Origin of the sequence: Actinoallomurus purpureus, from assembly GCF_024055795.1 — a bacterium.
Classification (GTDB): Bacteria; Actinomycetota; Actinomycetes; order Streptosporangiales; family Streptosporangiaceae; genus Actinoallomurus; species Actinoallomurus purpureus.
On record NZ_JAMXMY010000003.1, the window covers coordinates 248,507 to 263,876 of the forward strand.

Here is a 15,370-nt window from a genome sequence, read left to right on the forward strand (position 1 = left end):
CCCGGCGGGACGTCGCCGACCCCGGGGGAGCGCCGCAGCACTCACGACTGAGCTGAGCTCAGCCGCCCGGCCCGGCGGGAGTCCTACGCTGTGCGGATGACACCGCCGCAGCAACTGGCCGACCTCCCGTACGCCGAGGCACTGTCCGTCTACGACGGTTCCTGGCGGGAGGACGACTACGACACCGTCCACGTCGACGGCCTGACGGTGACGGACGCCGACGTCTCCGGCGCCCGCTTCATGGAGTGCGCGGTCACGGGGACGACCTTCGAAGGCGGCCGGTTCCGGCGGGTCCGGCTCATCGACACGTGGTTCCAGGAGACCCGCATCGTCGGCGCCGACCTGGCCGAGAGCAACTGGCAGGACGTCACCTTCCTCGGCGGTGTGCTCGCCGGGCCCCAGCTGTTCGGCGCCGAGTTGACGCGCGTCGTCTTCCAGGGCTGCAAGCTCGACTCGCTGAACCTCCGGGACGCCCGGCTGTCCGACGTTCGATTCGACGACTGCCTCCTGCGCGACGTCGACTTCGGCGGGGCCACGCTGCGCCGGGTCACCTTCCCGGATTCTCGGCTCGCGGGGGTCGACTTCTCACGTGTCACGCTGGAGAAGGTCGACCTGCGCGGCGCCGAGCTCGGCCTGTCCGGCGGCGCGGACCGCCTGCGCGGTGCCACGATCAGCGCCGCGCAGCTCATCGACCTCGCGCCCGCCCTCGCCGAGTCGCTCGGAATCACGGTGGAGTGAGCGTCAGCCGCCGCTTCCCGGGTCCGGCCGGGTGATCGCGGGCACCAGCCGGTAGTCGCGCTGGAAGACCAGACTGTGCAGGTCGGCCGCTGCGATCGCACGCAGGGTGGGCACCTCCGCGGCGGCCTGCTCGTCGTCGAAGACGTTGAGCGGCCACTCGCCCACGGTGGCGCCGCGCAGATGCGGATGGTGGAAGCTCCGCTCGAAATGCGCCTCCAGCGTGATCGGCCGGACGCCCGCCGCACGCTGCTCCGGCCATGACAGGGTCCACGAGGCGGTAAGGCCGCCGTCCGCCGTCCGCGTCAACCCGCTCTCGTCGATGTCGCCCGTGCCCCGCAGCAGGTCCCGGTCGACCTCCTCCAGCACCCGCCGGGCATGCGGGCGGAGCAGTACGACCGTGCCGGCGAACCGCTCCTCCTTCCGCTCCCGCGTGACCACGCCGCCGTGCACGCCGTCACGCAGGTCCTCGAAGTGCCGCCGCAGCGCCGGCAGCGTCGTGTTGTCCTCGTGCGCCGATCCGCTCATGCGTCCATTGTGCGTCGCGCGGGTCAGGGGCGGGCGGTGGCGAGGGCGGCGTTGACCAGGGTGCGGGCCTCCTCCTGGACGCGGGCGAGGTGGTCGGGGCCCTTGAAGGACTCGGCGTAGATCTTGTAGACGTCCTCGGTGCCGGACGGCCGGGCGGCGAACCAGGCGTTCTCGGTGCAGACCTTCACGCCGCCCAGCGGGGCTCCGTTGCCGGGGGCGTCGGTGAGGACGGCGGTGATCGGCTCGCCGGCGAGCGTGTCGGCGGTGATCTGCTGGGCGGACAGCTTCTTCAGGACCGCCTTCTCCTCCCGGGACGCGGGCGCGTCGACGCGGGCGTAGGCGGGGTCGCCGTACCGCGCGACCAGGTCGGCGTGGTTCTCGCTGGGCGAGCGGCCGGTGACCGCGGTGATCTCCGAGGCCAGCAGGGCCAGGATGATGCCGTCCTTGTCGGTCGTCCACACCGAGCCGTCCCGCCGGAGGAACGAGGCGCCGGCGCTCTCCTCGCCGCCGAAGCCGAGCGAGCCGTCCAGCAGGCCGGGAACGAACCACTTGAATCCGACGGGGACCTCCATCAGGCGCCGGCCGAGCCCGGCCGCGACCCTGTCGATCATGCTGCTGCTGACGAGGGTCTTGCCGACTCCCGCGTCACCGGGCCAGTCCGGCCGGTTGGCGTACAGGTAGGAGATCGCCACCGCGAGGAAGTGGTTGGGGTTCATCAGCCCGCCGTCCGGCGTGACGATGCCGTGCCGGTCGGCGTCCGCGTCGTTGCCCGTGGAGACCGTGAACTCGTCCTTGCGGGCGATGAGCGAGGCCATCGCGTACGGCGACGAGCAGTCCATCCGGATCTTGCCGTCCCAGTCCAGCGTCATGAATCGCCAGGTCGGGTCGGTGTGGGGGTTGACGACGGTGAGGTCGAGCCGGTGCCGCTCGGCGATCTCGCCCCAGTAGGCCACGCTCGCGCCACCCAGGGGGTCGGCGCCGATCCGGACCCCGGCCTCCCGGACGGCGTCGAGGTCGAGGACGGAGGGCAGGTCGTCGACGTACGCGCCGAGGAAGTCGTACCGGCCGGTGGTGTCCGCCGCGAGCGCGCGGGCGTACGGGATGCGGCGCACCTCCTTGAGGTCCCCGGCGATCAGCGCGTTCGCCCGGTCCTGGATCCATGACGTCGCGGCGGTGTCGGCCGGGCCGCCGGTGGGCGGGTTGTACTTGAAACCGCCGTCCGGCGGCGGGTTGTGCGAGGGCGTCACCACGACGCCGTCCGCGAGACCGGCCGTACGACCGCGGTTGTGGGTGAGGATGGCGCGGGAGACGGCGGGCGTCGGCGTGTAGCCGTCCCGGCTGTCGATCAGCACGCGTACGCCGTTGGCGGCGAAGACCTCCAGGGCGGACACGCGCGCGGGCTCCGACAGCGCGTGTGTGTCGATCCCCAGGAAGAGGGGCCCGTCGACCCCCTGGCCGGCCCGGTACTCACAGATGGCCTGGCTGGTGGCGAGGATGTGCGCCTCGTTGAAGGCGGTGTTCAACGCCGATCCGCGATGCCCTGACGTGCCAAAGGACACGCGCTGCTCGACCCGCGAGGGATCGGGATGCAACGCGTAGTACGCCGTCACCAGCCGCGCGACGTCCACCAGGTCTTCCGGCTGCGCGGGTCGCCCCGCACGCTCATGCACCATCGGATGCTCCTTCGGCCCTCGCGGGCCGTCGACGTTCGGTCTCTTACGCCAGTCTGTCCCAGTAGGGGGGCGGTAATCGAGGCGGCCCGCGATGAGCGGAACAATCCCCGGAGGGATGTGGTTGAAGGTTCAACCAAACCAGGGAGGGACGTCATGAACCTTCGGCCCACGGTCGACATCCGCCGAGCCGGCGAGCGCTCCGCCACGAAGATCTCGTGGCTGGATTCGAAGCACTCATTCTCCTTCGGCCACCACCACGACCCGAACAACACCCACCACGGGCTCCTGCTCGTCAACAACGACGACGTGGTCAAGCCCGGCACCGGCTTCGAGACGCATCCGCACCGCGACATGGAGATCGTCACCTGGGTGCTCCGCGGCTCGTTGGTCCACCAGGACTCCGAGGGGCACAACGGCGTGATCTATCCGGGCCTGGCGCAGCGCATGAGCGCCGGCACGGGGATCCTTCACTCGGAGAAGAACGACCACCGCGGCCCGGCGGCCGGTGACGAGCCGACCGAGCCCGTGCACTTCGTCCAGATGTGGGTGGTGCCCGACGAGGCCGGGATCGGCCCCGGATACGAGCAGATGGAGATCGACGACGAGCTTCTGCGCGGCGGCCTCGTCACCGTCGCCTCCGGCATGGAGCGGCACGACGGCGAGACGGCCATCCGCATCAAGAACAAGTACGCGGCGCTGCACGTGGCGCGGCTGGGGGCGGGCGAGAGCGTCGACCTGCCGGACGCGCCGTTCCTGCACCTGTTCGTGCCGCGCGGCGGCGTCGCGCTCGAAGGCGCGGGCGCCCTCGGCGAGGGTGACGCGGTGCGGTTCACCGCGACGGGCGGTCAGCGGGTCACGGCGGCCGAACCGGCGGAGATCCTGGTCTGGGAGATGCACGCCACGATCGCCGCGTGAACGCGGACGGCGGGCGGGGCCGGAAGGAAAGGGCCGGCGGAATCGGCGCGCGGCGCGCCCCGCGCCCCGGTGGTCGCGGGCCGTGCCCTGGCCGGACCGGCGGGTGAGCGTTGCGGAGGCGGCCGTACCCAGGTCAGTTCGACGCCGAGTGCGGGCCGGCGGTGTGCGGGGCCGTGCCGTGACGGGCGATCGGGATCGCCTCCCGATCGCCCTCCCGGATTCGCCTGACCCGGGATCGCCGGTCGCACGTGACTAGCGATAAATGCGCCATCGCATTCCGAATCGACCGCAATGCGCGGTCTCCTAAACTGTGCCGGGTGACCGTCTGTGACGTCAAGTGCGCAAACTGTAAACAATCGTTTAGCGCTCCTATTCCGCCAAATCCGGGTGGACCGCCCAGCGGTGCCGTCACCTCCGGGCGCGGCCGATGGCCTTTCGGACCACGTCGCGCGTCCGGTCGGCGGCGGCGGCGAACGTGCCGATCAGGATGTTCTTGGAGGCGGACTCCACGCCCGGGTGCGGGTGCGTCGGCGCCATCGCCTCGGCCGCCTTGATCGCCGCGGCGAGACCGCGCAACTCGGCGCCGCCCATCTCCCTCAGGCGGTTGAACTCCTCGCGTTCCTCGTGTTCGGCGTGGTCGATGACCGCCTTGCGGAACTCGGCGAACAGCGGCTCGAAGCCGGCCGACGAGGTGCCCATCTTCTCCAGGGCCTGCAGGACGCGCTTGCCCTCGTTCTCCTCCTCCAGCAGGGCGTCGATGAGGGGGTCGCCGTCCGGAATGACCCGGCGGGCCAAGGGGTGGACGACCTCCTCTTCGGCCGTCTCGTGCACAGCCAGGAAGCGGCAGAGCTTCTCGAACGCCTCCTCGCGGGCGTGGCCCGTACTCCTGTCGACCTCTTCGAAGAGGCGACGGATCTCCCGATGCTGGTGGATCAGCAGGTCGATCGCGTCCTTCTCCGGCATCGTCTCAGGTCGCTGAGTCATCACGCGGTTCCTTCCCCCTGGTGTCTCCCCGTATGTACCTATTGCGACATTGCCGGTGCCGACCTGCTTAAACGCTCGTCCGGGGCGGGCCGAGCGCGTCGCCCGGGCGCCGAGTGGACAGGCGTACCTCGGTCTCCCCGCCTGCGGGCTGACGGCCGAGGACGGGAAGCCGGTACGACCTGGTCGGACTTTCTTTGATCATGTAAGTGGGCCGACCCTGGGTTTGATCGACGATCTCTAGCCTGGTGCACGGAGTGGTCACGCACGGTGACGTCCGTCCGCGTGGCCGTCATCGGATTTCGGGAGGCGCGCCATGCCCGGCACCATCAGACAGGTCGTCGAGAGCCGGTGGCCGTGCCGCCGTGGCTGACGGCGGCCGGCGCGGCGCTCGCGGCGCTCGTGCTGGCCGACGTGCTGAGTGAGGGACTCGGCCGGTACGCCCTGCGGCGTGGCCTTACCGACCGGCCGGACGTGCGCAAGGCCCACACGCGACCGACCCCGTACCTCGGCGGTGTCGCGATCGCGGTCGGTGCGCTGGCCTCGGGCACGGTGTCGATCCCCCACTGGGATCGGCGGATCACGGTCCTCGTCCTGGCGGGCGTCGTCGTCGCCCTGGTCGGGCTGTTCGACGATCTGAGACCGACGCACCCGGCGTTCCGGTTGGTGCTGGAGGGCGGCGCCGCAACGGCGGTCGTCATGGCCGGGGGACGCATCGGCCTGTTCGGGCACTGGTTGGACCCCGTGGTGACGGCGGTGTGGATCGTGGTGCTCACCAACTCCTTCAACCTGCTGGACAACATGGACGGCGCCGCCGCGACGGTGGCCGCCGCCAGCGGCTGTCTCATCGCCGGGGCGGCCTATCTCGGCGGCCAGAGCGGTCTGGCGCTGCTGCTGATGACGCTGTCCGCGGGCTGCCTGGGGTTCCTCGTCCACAACTGGGCGCCCGCCCGGATGTTCATGGGGGACGCCGGCTCGCTGTTCATCGGCTTCCTCCTGGCGGCCGCCGCCGTCATGGTCCGGGTCCCGGCCGGCACGACGGCGAGGCTGGCGGAGCTCTTCCTGTTCACCTTCGTCGCCACGGTGGACACCTGCCTCGTCGTCATCGCGCGCCCGCGCGCCGGCCGGGGGTGCTTCACCGCCGGTACCGACCACGTGTCCCACCGGCTGAGGACCATGGGGTTCACCGTCCCGCAGGTCGCTCTGACCCTGTTCGCCATCGCGGCCGTGGCGGGGCTGTGCGGCGTCGGCGTCGCCGCCGCGCGGCTGCCCGGGATCCTCACACTCGCGGCGGCCGCCACCGGAGCCGCGGTTCTGGTCCTGCTGCTGATGAAGGTCCCGGTGTACGCGGCACCGGACGCCGCCGGGATCCCGCCGGCGACGGCCTCTCCGCCCGGCTCCGGCGGCCTCCCCTTCCCGCGGGCGGTCCGCGTCGTCGACGCCGCCGACGAGCCGGAGGATCGGAGGTCCCGGCGCGAGAGGGGGACCGGCTCCGGCCCGGGATCCGTCCTGCACATCGACGAACGGCGAAAATAAGGGCCGGAATTAAGGGTCCGGAAATAAAGGGCCCGGACAGTCGCGACCCGACAGGGCCGGCGGGCGGCCGGCCCGCACCTGGTCGTCTGCCCAGACCGTCCCCGGAGCGTCTCCAGGCAGCCCCGGACCGTCCCCGGCCGGCCGCCATCCGGCTCAGTGGGGATTGCCGGCGAGCAGCTCGCTGAGCAGGTCGTCGAGGCTGACGATCCCGATGAAGGCGTTCTCCGGCGTCGCGACGAGGGCGAGCTGGGCGCGGGCCCGCCGCAGTCCGCTTACGGCGGCCAGCACGGTGGTGCCGGGCGACAGGGTCGGGACCGGATACGTCATGTCCCCGGCGGTACGGCCGTCGGCCGCGCGGGGGAGGGCGTCGCGTACGTGCAGCAGCCCGCGGATGCGGGCCTGGCCGTCACGGACGAGCAGCCGGGTGTGCCCGCTGGCCGCGGACGCGCGCCTGATCTCCTCCGGGGTGGCGTCGGCGGGCACCGCCGTGACCCGCTCGGCGGGCACGACCAGGTGGTCGATGCCCGCGTGCCGGGTGGTGATGGCCCGTCCCAGCAGGTCGTGCTCGGCGTGGTCGATCAGCCCCATCCGGCGCGACTCGCCGATCAGGTGGGTCAGCCGCTGTGGGTCGGCCGGTGCCTCCGTCTCCTCGCCGGGCCGCACCCCGGCGAGCCGGAGCAGGCCGCCCGTCACCCCGTTGAGGGCGGCGAGGAGAGGGCGCGACAGCCGGGCGAACCCGCGGAACGGGATCGCGAGGATCAGGGCGGAGCGTTCGGGGTGGGCGATCGCCCAGGACTTCGGCGCCATCTCCCCGGCGACCATGTGCAGGAAGGTCACCACGCCCAGCGCCAGGGTGAACGCCACGGCGTGCCCGGCGGCCTCCGGCACGCCCGCGGCCGCCAGCGGCGCGTCCAGCAGGGTCTCGAAGGCCGGTTCGGTGACGACGCCCAGTCCCAGCGAGCACATCGTGATGCCCAGTTGCGCCCCGGCCAGCATCAGCGACAGCTCGTCGATCCCGGCGACGGCGGCCCGCGCCGCCGTGCTGCCGCGTGCGGCGGTCCGTTCGAGGCGCGGTCGCTTGGCCGCGACGAGGGCGAACTCCGATGCGACGAAGAAGGCGTTGCAGGCCAGCAGCAGGAGCGTGACCACGGCGGAGGTCAGCGGGTCCATGACACCTCGTCCGGCGGCGCGGCGGTGGCGAGCGGGAGGGTACGGACCCGTACGGTCCGCGCGACGCGACGGCGCACGCCGAGCACCTCGATCACGGCGCGTCCCGGCGGACCGTGATCGGGATCGAGCTCGACCTCGACCCGGTCGCCCGCGCGCGGCAGGCGGCGCAGCCGCGTCATGACCAGTCCGCTGAGGCTGTCGTAGGCCGCGTCGCCGGGCAGCGCCAGGCCCGTCAGGTCCCGGACCTGCGCTATCCGTGTCGCGGCGTTCAGCACCCAGATCCCCTCGCCACGGGTGGGGTCGGCCTCCGCGACGTCGTTCTCGTCGGCGATCTCGCCCACGAGCTCTTCGGCGATGTCCTCGAAGGTGAGGATCCCGGCGAGGCCGCCGTATTCGTCGACGACGGCGGCGAACTCCTGACCGGCCTCGCGCATCCGGGCCGTCACCGCCCGCAGGTCGAGCGTGTCCGGGACCAGCAGCGCCGGGCGCATCACCGTCTCCACCGGCCGGTCGTCGCCGGGTCCGCCGCCGGGGGCTCCGGCCGCGTCAGTGACGTCGAGGGCGGCCAGTTCCCGTACGCCCACGACGCCGATGACGTCGTCGATGTCGCGCCCCCAGACGGGGTAGTCGGTGTGCCCCGCGCGGGCGACCAGGTCGGTCAGCTCGACCACGGTCGTGGACCGGGAGACGGCGACGACGTCGGGACGGGGCACCATGACCTCCGCCGCCGTGCGCGCCTGGAAGGTCAGCGCGCGCTGCAGCAGGTCGGACAGGTCCGGCGGTAGATGGCCCGCGCGCCGGGACTCGCCGATGATGTCGCTGAGCTCCTCCAGGGTCGCCCCGTGGTGCAGCTCCTCCACCGGCTCGACGCCGAACGACCGCACGAGCCGGGCGGCGGCCGCGTCGAACAGCCTGATCACCGGGCCCGCCGCCGCCAGGTAGGCCAGGGTCGAGGCGGCGAGCGCCTTGGCGACCGGCTCGGCGCGGGCCAGCGAGAGGTTCTTGGGCAGCAGCTCGCCGAGCACCATCTGGACCGTGGTCGCCAGCAGGAACCCGGCGACGACCGCTACGCCCCCGGCCTGGGCTCCGGACAGGCCCGCGTGTTCGAGCGCCGGGGCGATCAGCGCGGACGTGGCGGGCTCGGCGATGAAGCCGACGATCAGGGCGGTGACCGTGATGCCGAGCTGGGCGCCGGACAGCATGAACGACAGCCGGCCCATCACGGCCAGGGCGCGCCGGGCCCGCTTGTCGCCGCGGTCGGCCTCCGCGCCGAGCGCGGCACGGTCGGCGGAGATGTAGGCGAACTCCTGGGCCACGAAGTAACCGGTCGCGGCCGTCAACGCGAGGATCGCGACGACACCGGCCAGGGCGGTCACCATCGCGGTGCCCCCGGCCCAGGACTGGAAGGGTCCGACGCCGCGGACACCCACATCCCCCCTCTTCAGTCACGTCGTTATTACGGCAACGACCCGTGTGCGCCCCGGTGTTCCCGGGGCGGGGCGGGGCGCCGCCGAGCGGGCGGATCCGTGATGGTCTCACGTCCCCCCTTCTGACGCTGCCGGGCGCCCGCCCGTGATGGTCGTACGTCCCTCCTTCCGACACCGCCGGGCGCCCGCCCGTGATGGTCTTGCGTCCCCCTCTTCCGGTGGCGCGTCGTGCGTGGCATCGTCCTGTCCAGGGACGACGAGCTGCCAGGACTCGCTACCGACACGCCCATGTAACGAGCTGGAAACGTGTTCGACATGTCCTTGACATCACTTCTCGCGTGGTGGCAATTTGAACGATCAAATCGCCACGGTTGTGACGGTTTTTCCGAACCGGAACGCGAGGGAGAGGCATGAGCGGCCGAGACGCGAACGGAGTGACGATCTCCGATGTCGCCGCGGCCGCCGGGGTCTCCCGCCAGACCGTCTCGAACGTGCTGAACGCCCCGGCCCGCGTGGCGCCGCAGACCGCCGCGCGCGTACGCCGGGCCATCGAGGAGCTCGGCTACCGGCCGAACCGCGCCGCGCAGAACCTCCGGGAACGTGCCAGCCGGTGCATCGGCCTGAAGATCGCCGCGCCGATCGGCGTCAGCAACTTCCTCGACCGCTTCCTGTACTCGCTCACGGCGGCCGCCGGGGCGGCCGGCTACCACCTGCTGCTGTTCGCCCCCACCGCCGTGGACGAAGAGCTCGCCGTGTACGAGGACCTGATCCGCACCGGCACGGTCGACGGTTTCGTGCTGGCCGACGTGTCGGCCAGGGACCGGCGGCTGCCGTGGTTCGCCGAGCGCGACATCCCCTTCGTCTGCTTCGGCCGCCCCTGGGGACAGGAGGACGGGCCGTACACCTGGGTGGACGTCGACGGGGCGTACGGCATCGACCAGGCGGTCGAGCACCTGATCGCCCGTGGGCACCAGCGCGTCGCCTACCTCGGCTGGCCCGAGGGCACCGGGTTCGGCGACGAGCGGAGGAAGGGCTGGCTGCGGGCCATGGGCCGGCACGGCCTGGACACCGACGGCCTGATCGGTGTGTGCGCCGAGGGCGTCGCGGTCGCGGCCGAGGCGGCCGAGCGGATCCTGGCCCAGCCGGCACCGCCGACCGCGTTCGTGTGCGGCAGCGACACCCATGCCGTCGGAGCCAGGCTCGCGGGCGGGCTCGACGCGAACGGCCGCCCGCGGGTCGAGGTGGTGGGTTTCGACGACTCGCCCGCCGCGACCCTGATATCGCCCCGGATGTCGAGTATCCGGCAGCCGCTGGACGAGGTCGCGCGCCGCGTCGTCGGCCTGCTGACCACCCGCGTCCAGGGCAGTGATTCCCCGCCCGAGGGGGTGATGTTGCGTCCAGAACTCGTGGCACGGGAATGACGAGGGCCGGTATCCGGCCGCTATAGAGAAGAACCCCGAGGATGGAGTAAGAGTGGCATCCATATCGAGAATGACCCGCTGGACGGTCGTCGCGGCGAGCGTCGCTCTTGCTGCCGCCGCGTGCGGCAGCAGCAAGAGTGACGACAACGGCGGGTCCAAGACCGCCGGTGCGCTGAGCGGCCGTGGGCCGATCACGCTGGCGACCGGCAAGGACACGTCGGGCAACCTGCAGAACCTGGTCAACACCTGGAACCAGCAGCACCCGAAGGAGCAGGCTCGGATCGTCGAGCTGCCCGAGGACGCCGACGCGCAGCGCCAGCAGATGGTGCAGAACGCCCAGACCAAGTCCAACGCGTACAGCGTGCTGAACCTGGACGTCGTCTGGACGGCGGAGTTCGCGGCCAACAAGTGGATCACGCAGCTGCCGAAGGACCAGTTCGACCTGTCGAAGTTCCTCCCGTCGGCGACCAAGACGGGTGAGTACCGGGGCAACCTGTACGCCGCCCCCTGGAAGACCGACTCGGGCCTGCTGTACTACCGCAAGGACCTGCTGGACCAGGCCGGGATCAAGACGCCCCCGAAGACCTGGGCGGAGATGCAGCAGGACTGCGCCAAGGTCAAGGGCGTCAACTGCTACGCCGGCCAGTTCGAGAAGTACGAGGGCCTGACCGTCAACTTCTCCGAGGCCGTCAACAGCGCCGGCGGCGTGGTCGTCGGCGACGACGGCAAGCCGAACGTCAACACCCCGCAGGCCAAGCAGGGCCTGAACTTCCTCGTCCAGGGCTTCAAGAGCGGGATGATCCCCAAGGAGGCCATCAGCTACAAGGAGGAGGAGTCCCGCCGCGCGTTCGAGAAGGGCAACCTGCTCTTCTACCGCCAGTGGCCGTACGCGGAGTCCCTGTCGAACAAGAAGGGCGACTCCAAGGTCGCCGGCAAGTTCGACGTCGCCCCGCTGCCGGGTCTGAACGGCCCGGGCTCGCCGACCCTCGGTGGCCACAACCTGGCGATCTCCGACTTCGCCCCGAACAAGGCCACCGCGCTGGACTTCATCAAGTACCTCACCAGCGAGCAGACCGAGCGCGCCAACCTCATCGCGTCATCTGAGGCCCCGACTCTCGCCTCGCTGTACGACGACCCGGAGCTGCAGAAGAAGTTCCCCTACCTGCCGACCCTCAAGGCGTCCCTCCAGAACGCCAAGCCCCGGCCGCAGGCCGTGCGCTACGGCGACGTGACCGCCGCCATCCAGGAGGCCGCCTACGCGGCCCTCACCGGCAAGTCGACCACCGACCAGGCGCTGGCCGACCTGCAGACCAAGCTCGGACAGCTCATCACGTCATAGCCGTGCCCCGTGGCGGGACGCCCGGCGTCCCGCCACGGGCCCCGAGGAGGGCTCCATGACCACTACGACCGCCGAACCGGGAATCGCGGCCCCGGTAAAGCAAAAGAAGCGCGACGTCCAGGGCTCGGGTCGCCTGGCCGCCGTGCTGCTCTCGCCGACCTTCCTGGTGCTCGCACTGGTCGTCGGCTACCCCATCATCGAGGCGCTGCGCGAGTCGCTGTACCAGAGCAGCCAGGGCCTCGACGCCAACGGCTTCGTCGTCAAGGGCGACAAGTTCGTCGGCCTCAAGAACTACACCGACATCTTCACCGGCGCGAAGTCCCACGCCTTCTGGAACGCCTTCTGGAACACCACGTTCTTCACCATCACCGGCGTGATCATCGAGGTCGTGCTCGGCATCGCGATGGCGCTGATCATGCACCGGGCGTTCCGCGGCCGGGCCTTCGTCCGGGCGAGCATCCTCGTGCCCTGGGCGATCCCGACGGCGGTGTCCGGGCTGCTGTGGCGCTGGGTCTTCCAGGCCGACGGTGTGGCCAACGCGATGATCGGCCACCAGATCCTCTGGACCACCGAGGGTTTCCACGCGAAGGTCGCCGTCATCATCGCCGACACGTGGAAGACCGCGCCGTTCGTCGGCCTGCTCGCCCTCGCCGGGCTCCAGCTGATCCCGGCCGAGGTCTACGAGGCCGCCAAGGTGGACGGCGCCACCGCGGGGCAGACGTTCGTCAAGATCACCCTGCCGCTGATCAAACCGGTGCTGCTCGTCGCCGTGCTGTTCCGGCTGCTCGACGTGCTGCGGATGTTCGACCTTCCGTTCGTGCTCATCGGCGCGCACAAGGACTCGGTGAACACCCTGTCCATGCTCGCCTTCGACGAGGCGAACAACCTGCGGTACGGTCCGGCGGCCGCCTTCGCCACGATCCTGTTCGTCTACGTCGCGGTCGTCGCGTACGCCTTCGTGAAGCTGCTCGGCGCCGACATCATGGGTGACGCGCGGGTGCGGAAGACAGCGGCCTCCAAGCGCGCGAAGAAGCGCGCGTCGGCCACCCAGGAGGTAACGGCATGACTGCCATTTCCACCGCCAAGCCGGGTTCCGCGGGGGGCCGGAGCTTCAACCTGCGCAAGGTGCTCTCGTACCTCGGCATGGCCGTCGTGGCGATCTACTGTCTGGCGCCGTTCTACTGGATGGTCGTGTCGGCGTTCCGGCGGCCTCAGGACCAGTTCGACAACTCGCCGATCCCCGCGCCGTTCTCGATCAAGAACTTCACGGCGGTGTTCGGGCATGACGTGGGGTTCCAGCGGGCGCTGCTGAACAGCGTCATCGTGGCGGGCACGACGACGTTGCTCACGCTCGTCGTCGGCACCTTCACCGCGTACGCGCTGGCCCGGCTGGACTTCCGGTTCAAGAACATCGTGCTCGGCATCATCATCGCGACGTCGATGTTCCCGCCGATCTCCCTGATCGTCCCGCTGCTGCACCTGTTCACGAACATCCAGTGGATCAACACCTACCAGTCGATGATCCTGCCGAGCCTGTCGTTCGCGCTGCCGCTGGCGGTCTGGAACCTCACCGCGTTCTTCCGGCAGATGCCGTTCGAGCTGGAGTACGCGGCGATGGTCGACGGGTGCACCCGCGGCCAGGCGTTCCGGAAGATCATCGTTCCGCTCGCGGCGCCGGGCGTCTTCACCACCGCGATCATCGCGTTCATCGCCGCGTGGAACGAGTTCATGATCGCGCTGAGCATGGTGAACAAGAAGGAGATGCAGACGGCCACCGTGTCGATCTCCAAGTTCACCGGAGCGTACGGGTTCGATCAGCCGTTCGGCACGCAGATGGCGGCCGGTGTGCTCGTCACCGTGCCGCTGGTCATCGTCGTGCTGATCCTCCAGCGCCGTATCATCGCCGGTCTGACCGCCGGCGGCGTGAAGTAGCGCGACGCCGTCCCCACCCCCCGAAGGGAAACCGTGCACGTCAACGCCCCCTGGTGGCGCAGCGCCGTCATCTACCAGATCTACATTCGCAGCTTCGCCGACGCGAACGGCGACGGGATCGGTGACATCACCGGCATCCGGTCCCGGCTTCCGTACCTGCGCGACCTCGGCGTCGACGCCGTCTGGATCACGCCGTGGTACCCGTCGCCGATGGCGGACGGGGGCTACGACGTGGCGGACTACACCGATATCGACCCGATGTTCGGCGACCTCGCCGACGCGGACGCCCTGATCCGTGACGCACACGATCACGGTCTCAAGGTGATCATCGATATCGTTCCCAACCACACCTCCGACCGGCACAAGTGGTTCCAGGCCGCGCTCGCGGCCGGCCCGGGAAGCCCCGAACGCGACCGGTACGTCTTCCGTGCCGGTCGCGGCGCCGACGGCGAACTGCCCCCGAACGACTGGCGGAGCACGTTCGGCGGCAGCGCCTGGACCCGGCTGCCGGACGGAGAGTGGTACCTCCACCTGTTCGCCCCCGAACAACCGGACCTGAACTGGGAGAACCCCGAGGTCCGCGCGGAGTTCGAACAGGTGCTGGCGTTCTGGTTCGACCGCGGCGTCGACGGGTTCCGCATCGACGTCGCGCACGGCATGATCAAGCAGGACGGGCTGCCGGACATCGGCGGTGAGGGCGAGGACGTCCTCGAGCCGAGCATGCGGCTCGACCACCCGCACTGGGACCGCGACGGGGTCCACGAGATCTACCGCGGCTGGCGGCGGGTGGCCGGCCGCTACGACGGCGACCGCACGTTCGTGGCGGAGGCATGGGTGGCCACCCCGGAGCGGCTGGCGCGGTACCTCCGCCCCGACGAGCTGCACACCGCCTTCAACTTCGACTACCTGCGCGCCCCCTGGGACGCCGTGAGCCTGCGGGCCGTCATCGACGAGAGCCTGGGCGCCTTCGCCCTGGAGAACGCGCCCGCCACCTGGGTCCTGTCCAACCACGACGTGGTCCGCCACGTCACGCGGTACGGCCGGACCCACACCGGCGGCCGCGGCCCGCAGAACGACGTCGAGGAACCCGTCGACATCGAGCTCGGCACCCGCCGGGCCCGCGCCGCCGCGCTGCTCATGCTGGCCCTGCCCGGCGGGGCGTACGTCTACCAGGGCGAGGAACTCGGCCTCCCGGAGGTCGAGGACCTTCCCGAGTCCGCCTTGCAGGACCCGGTTTGGGAACGTTCCGGCCACACGTCTCGTGGCCGGGACGGCTGCCGGGTGCCGATTCCGTGGTCCGGTGACACCGAACCGTACGGATTCGGCCCGGACGGGAGCACGCCCTGGCTGCCGCAGCCGGACTCCTGGAAGGGCTGCACGGTCGAGGCGGAGGCCGGCGACCCGGCGTCCATGCTGGAGCTCTACCGCGCCGCGCTGCGGATCCGGCATGAGCACGCCGCCCTGGGTGACGGCGGGCTGACCTGGGACGACGACGCACGCGAGGGCGTGCTGCGGTTCACCCGCACGCCCGGCTTCGCCTGCGTCGTCAACCTGTCCGGCACGCCGCACGAACTGCCCGCCGACGCCGAGGTGCTGCTGGCCAGCGGCCGTCTCGACGGCGGGCTGCTGCCCACGGACACGGCCGTCTGGCTGGCCGTGTCGGACTGACCGGTGCCGCCGGCCGGCGCCCACGGTCAGGGTCGCCGGCAGGCG

The 15,370-nt window shown here is 71.0% G+C and carries 13 protein-coding genes; 8 read left to right on the forward strand and 5 right to left on the reverse strand.

From position 1 onward, the window contains the following. Window positions 1-96: 96 nt before the first annotated feature. Window positions 97-738 carry a pentapeptide repeat-containing protein gene (locus NE236_RS08955; RefSeq protein ID WP_252841388.1) on the forward strand — a complete coding sequence of 214 codons (642 nt, stop codon included), beginning with the start codon at window positions 97-99 and terminating at the stop codon, window positions 736-738. A 3-nt stretch (window positions 739-741) separates the two neighbouring features. Here the strand turns inward: NE236_RS08955 and NE236_RS08960 are convergent, their stop codons facing one another. Both NE236_RS08960 and pgm read right to left on the reverse strand, forming a co-directional pair. Then, window positions 742-1,263 (reverse strand): hypothetical protein, encoded by a 522-nt coding sequence (locus NE236_RS08960; protein ID WP_252841389.1) that lies wholly within the window; start codon window positions 1,261-1,263, stop codon window positions 742-744. Between the two features lie 23 nt (window positions 1,264-1,286). Continuing rightward, window positions 1,287-2,936, reverse strand: coding sequence for a phosphoglucomutase (alpha-D-glucose-1,6-bisphosphate-dependent) (gene pgm, locus NE236_RS08965; protein ID WP_252841390.1), 1,650 nt, complete (start codon window positions 2,934-2,936; stop codon window positions 1,287-1,289). A gap of 153 nt (window positions 2,937-3,089) precedes the next feature. Here pgm and NE236_RS08970 point away from each other — a divergent pair, with 153 nt between their 5' ends. Further along, window positions 3,090-3,851: a pirin family protein gene (locus NE236_RS08970; protein WP_252841391.1), complete on the forward strand. Its 762-nt coding sequence runs from the start codon at window positions 3,090-3,092 to the stop codon at window positions 3,849-3,851. A gap of 408 nt (window positions 3,852-4,259) precedes the next feature. Here the strand turns inward: NE236_RS08970 and NE236_RS08975 are convergent, their stop codons facing one another. Continuing rightward, window positions 4,260-4,835 carry a hemerythrin domain-containing protein gene (locus NE236_RS08975; RefSeq protein ID WP_252841392.1) on the reverse strand — a complete coding sequence of 192 codons (576 nt, stop codon included), beginning with the start codon at window positions 4,833-4,835 and terminating at the stop codon, window positions 4,260-4,262. Window positions 4,836-5,183: 348 nt separating this feature from the next. On the opposite strand from NE236_RS08975, the gene NE236_RS08980 reads away from it, so the two are divergent. Beyond that, window positions 5,184-6,368, forward strand: coding sequence for an MraY family glycosyltransferase (locus NE236_RS08980; protein WP_252841393.1), 1,185 nt, complete (start codon window positions 5,184-5,186; stop codon window positions 6,366-6,368). Between the two features lie 153 nt (window positions 6,369-6,521). Here the strand turns inward: NE236_RS08980 and NE236_RS08985 are convergent, their stop codons facing one another. Together NE236_RS08985 and NE236_RS08990 are read right to left on the reverse strand one after the other, a co-directional pair. Continuing rightward, window positions 6,522-7,538, reverse strand: a complete 1,017-nt coding sequence (locus NE236_RS08985; RefSeq protein ID WP_252841394.1) for a hemolysin family protein — start codon at window positions 7,536-7,538, stop codon at window positions 6,522-6,524. After that, window positions 7,526-8,968 carry a hemolysin family protein gene (locus tag NE236_RS08990; RefSeq protein WP_252841395.1) on the reverse strand — a complete coding sequence of 481 codons (1,443 nt, stop codon included), beginning with the start codon at window positions 8,966-8,968 and terminating at the stop codon, window positions 7,526-7,528. The genes NE236_RS08985 and NE236_RS08990 overlap by 13 nt, the downstream gene beginning before the upstream one ends. A gap of 407 nt (window positions 8,969-9,375) precedes the next feature. Between NE236_RS08990 and NE236_RS08995 the strand changes: the two genes are divergently transcribed. The 5 genes from NE236_RS08995 to NE236_RS09015 are packed head-to-tail and all read left to right on the forward strand — an operon-like array spanning window position 9,376 to window position 15,325. Beyond that, window positions 9,376-10,386 (forward strand): LacI family DNA-binding transcriptional regulator, encoded by a 1,011-nt coding sequence (locus tag NE236_RS08995; protein WP_252841396.1) that lies wholly within the window; start codon window positions 9,376-9,378, stop codon window positions 10,384-10,386. A gap of 52 nt (window positions 10,387-10,438) precedes the next feature. Continuing rightward, window positions 10,439-11,725, forward strand: a complete 1,287-nt coding sequence (locus NE236_RS09000) for an ABC transporter substrate-binding protein (RefSeq protein ID WP_252841397.1) — start codon at window positions 10,439-10,441, stop codon at window positions 11,723-11,725. A 55-nt stretch (window positions 11,726-11,780) separates the two neighbouring features. Continuing rightward, window positions 11,781-12,791 carry a carbohydrate ABC transporter permease gene (locus NE236_RS09005; protein WP_252841398.1) on the forward strand — a complete coding sequence of 337 codons (1,011 nt, stop codon included), beginning with the start codon at window positions 11,781-11,783 and terminating at the stop codon, window positions 12,789-12,791. Beyond that, window positions 12,788-13,657, forward strand: coding sequence for a carbohydrate ABC transporter permease (locus NE236_RS09010; protein WP_252841399.1), 870 nt, complete (start codon window positions 12,788-12,790; stop codon window positions 13,655-13,657). Before NE236_RS09005 ends, NE236_RS09010 begins: the two co-directional genes overlap by 4 nt. Window positions 13,658-13,690: 33 nt before the next feature. Beyond that, window positions 13,691-15,325: a glycoside hydrolase family 13 protein gene (locus tag NE236_RS09015; RefSeq protein WP_252841400.1), complete on the forward strand. Its 1,635-nt coding sequence runs from the start codon at window positions 13,691-13,693 to the stop codon at window positions 15,323-15,325. Window positions 15,326-15,370: the final 45 nt, after the last annotated feature.

Excerpts from the sequence above, each read along its gene's own strand:
- NE236_RS08955 (WP_252841388.1), top strand. The coding sequence starts at position 97 with ATGACACCGCCGCAGCAACTGGCCGACCTCCCGTACGCCGAGGCACTG.
- NE236_RS08960 (WP_252841389.1), bottom strand. The coding sequence starts at position 1,263 with ATGAGCGGATCGGCGCACGAGGACAACACGACGCTGCCGGCGCTGCGG.
- pgm (WP_252841390.1), bottom strand. The coding sequence starts at position 2,936 with ATGGTGCATGAGCGTGCGGGGCGACCCGCGCAGCCGGAAGACCTGGTG.
- NE236_RS08970 (WP_252841391.1), top strand. The coding sequence starts at position 3,090 with ATGAACCTTCGGCCCACGGTCGACATCCGCCGAGCCGGCGAGCGCTCC.
- NE236_RS08975 (WP_252841392.1), bottom strand. The coding sequence starts at position 4,835 with ATGACTCAGCGACCTGAGACGATGCCGGAGAAGGACGCGATCGACCTG.
- NE236_RS08985 (WP_252841394.1), bottom strand. The coding sequence starts at position 7,538 with ATGGACCCGCTGACCTCCGCCGTGGTCACGCTCCTGCTGCTGGCCTGC.
- NE236_RS08995 (WP_252841396.1), top strand. The coding sequence starts at position 9,376 with ATGAGCGGCCGAGACGCGAACGGAGTGACGATCTCCGATGTCGCCGCG.
- NE236_RS09005 (WP_252841398.1), top strand. The coding sequence starts at position 11,781 with ATGACCACTACGACCGCCGAACCGGGAATCGCGGCCCCGGTAAAGCAA.
- NE236_RS09010 (WP_252841399.1), top strand. The coding sequence starts at position 12,788 with ATGACTGCCATTTCCACCGCCAAGCCGGGTTCCGCGGGGGGCCGGAGC.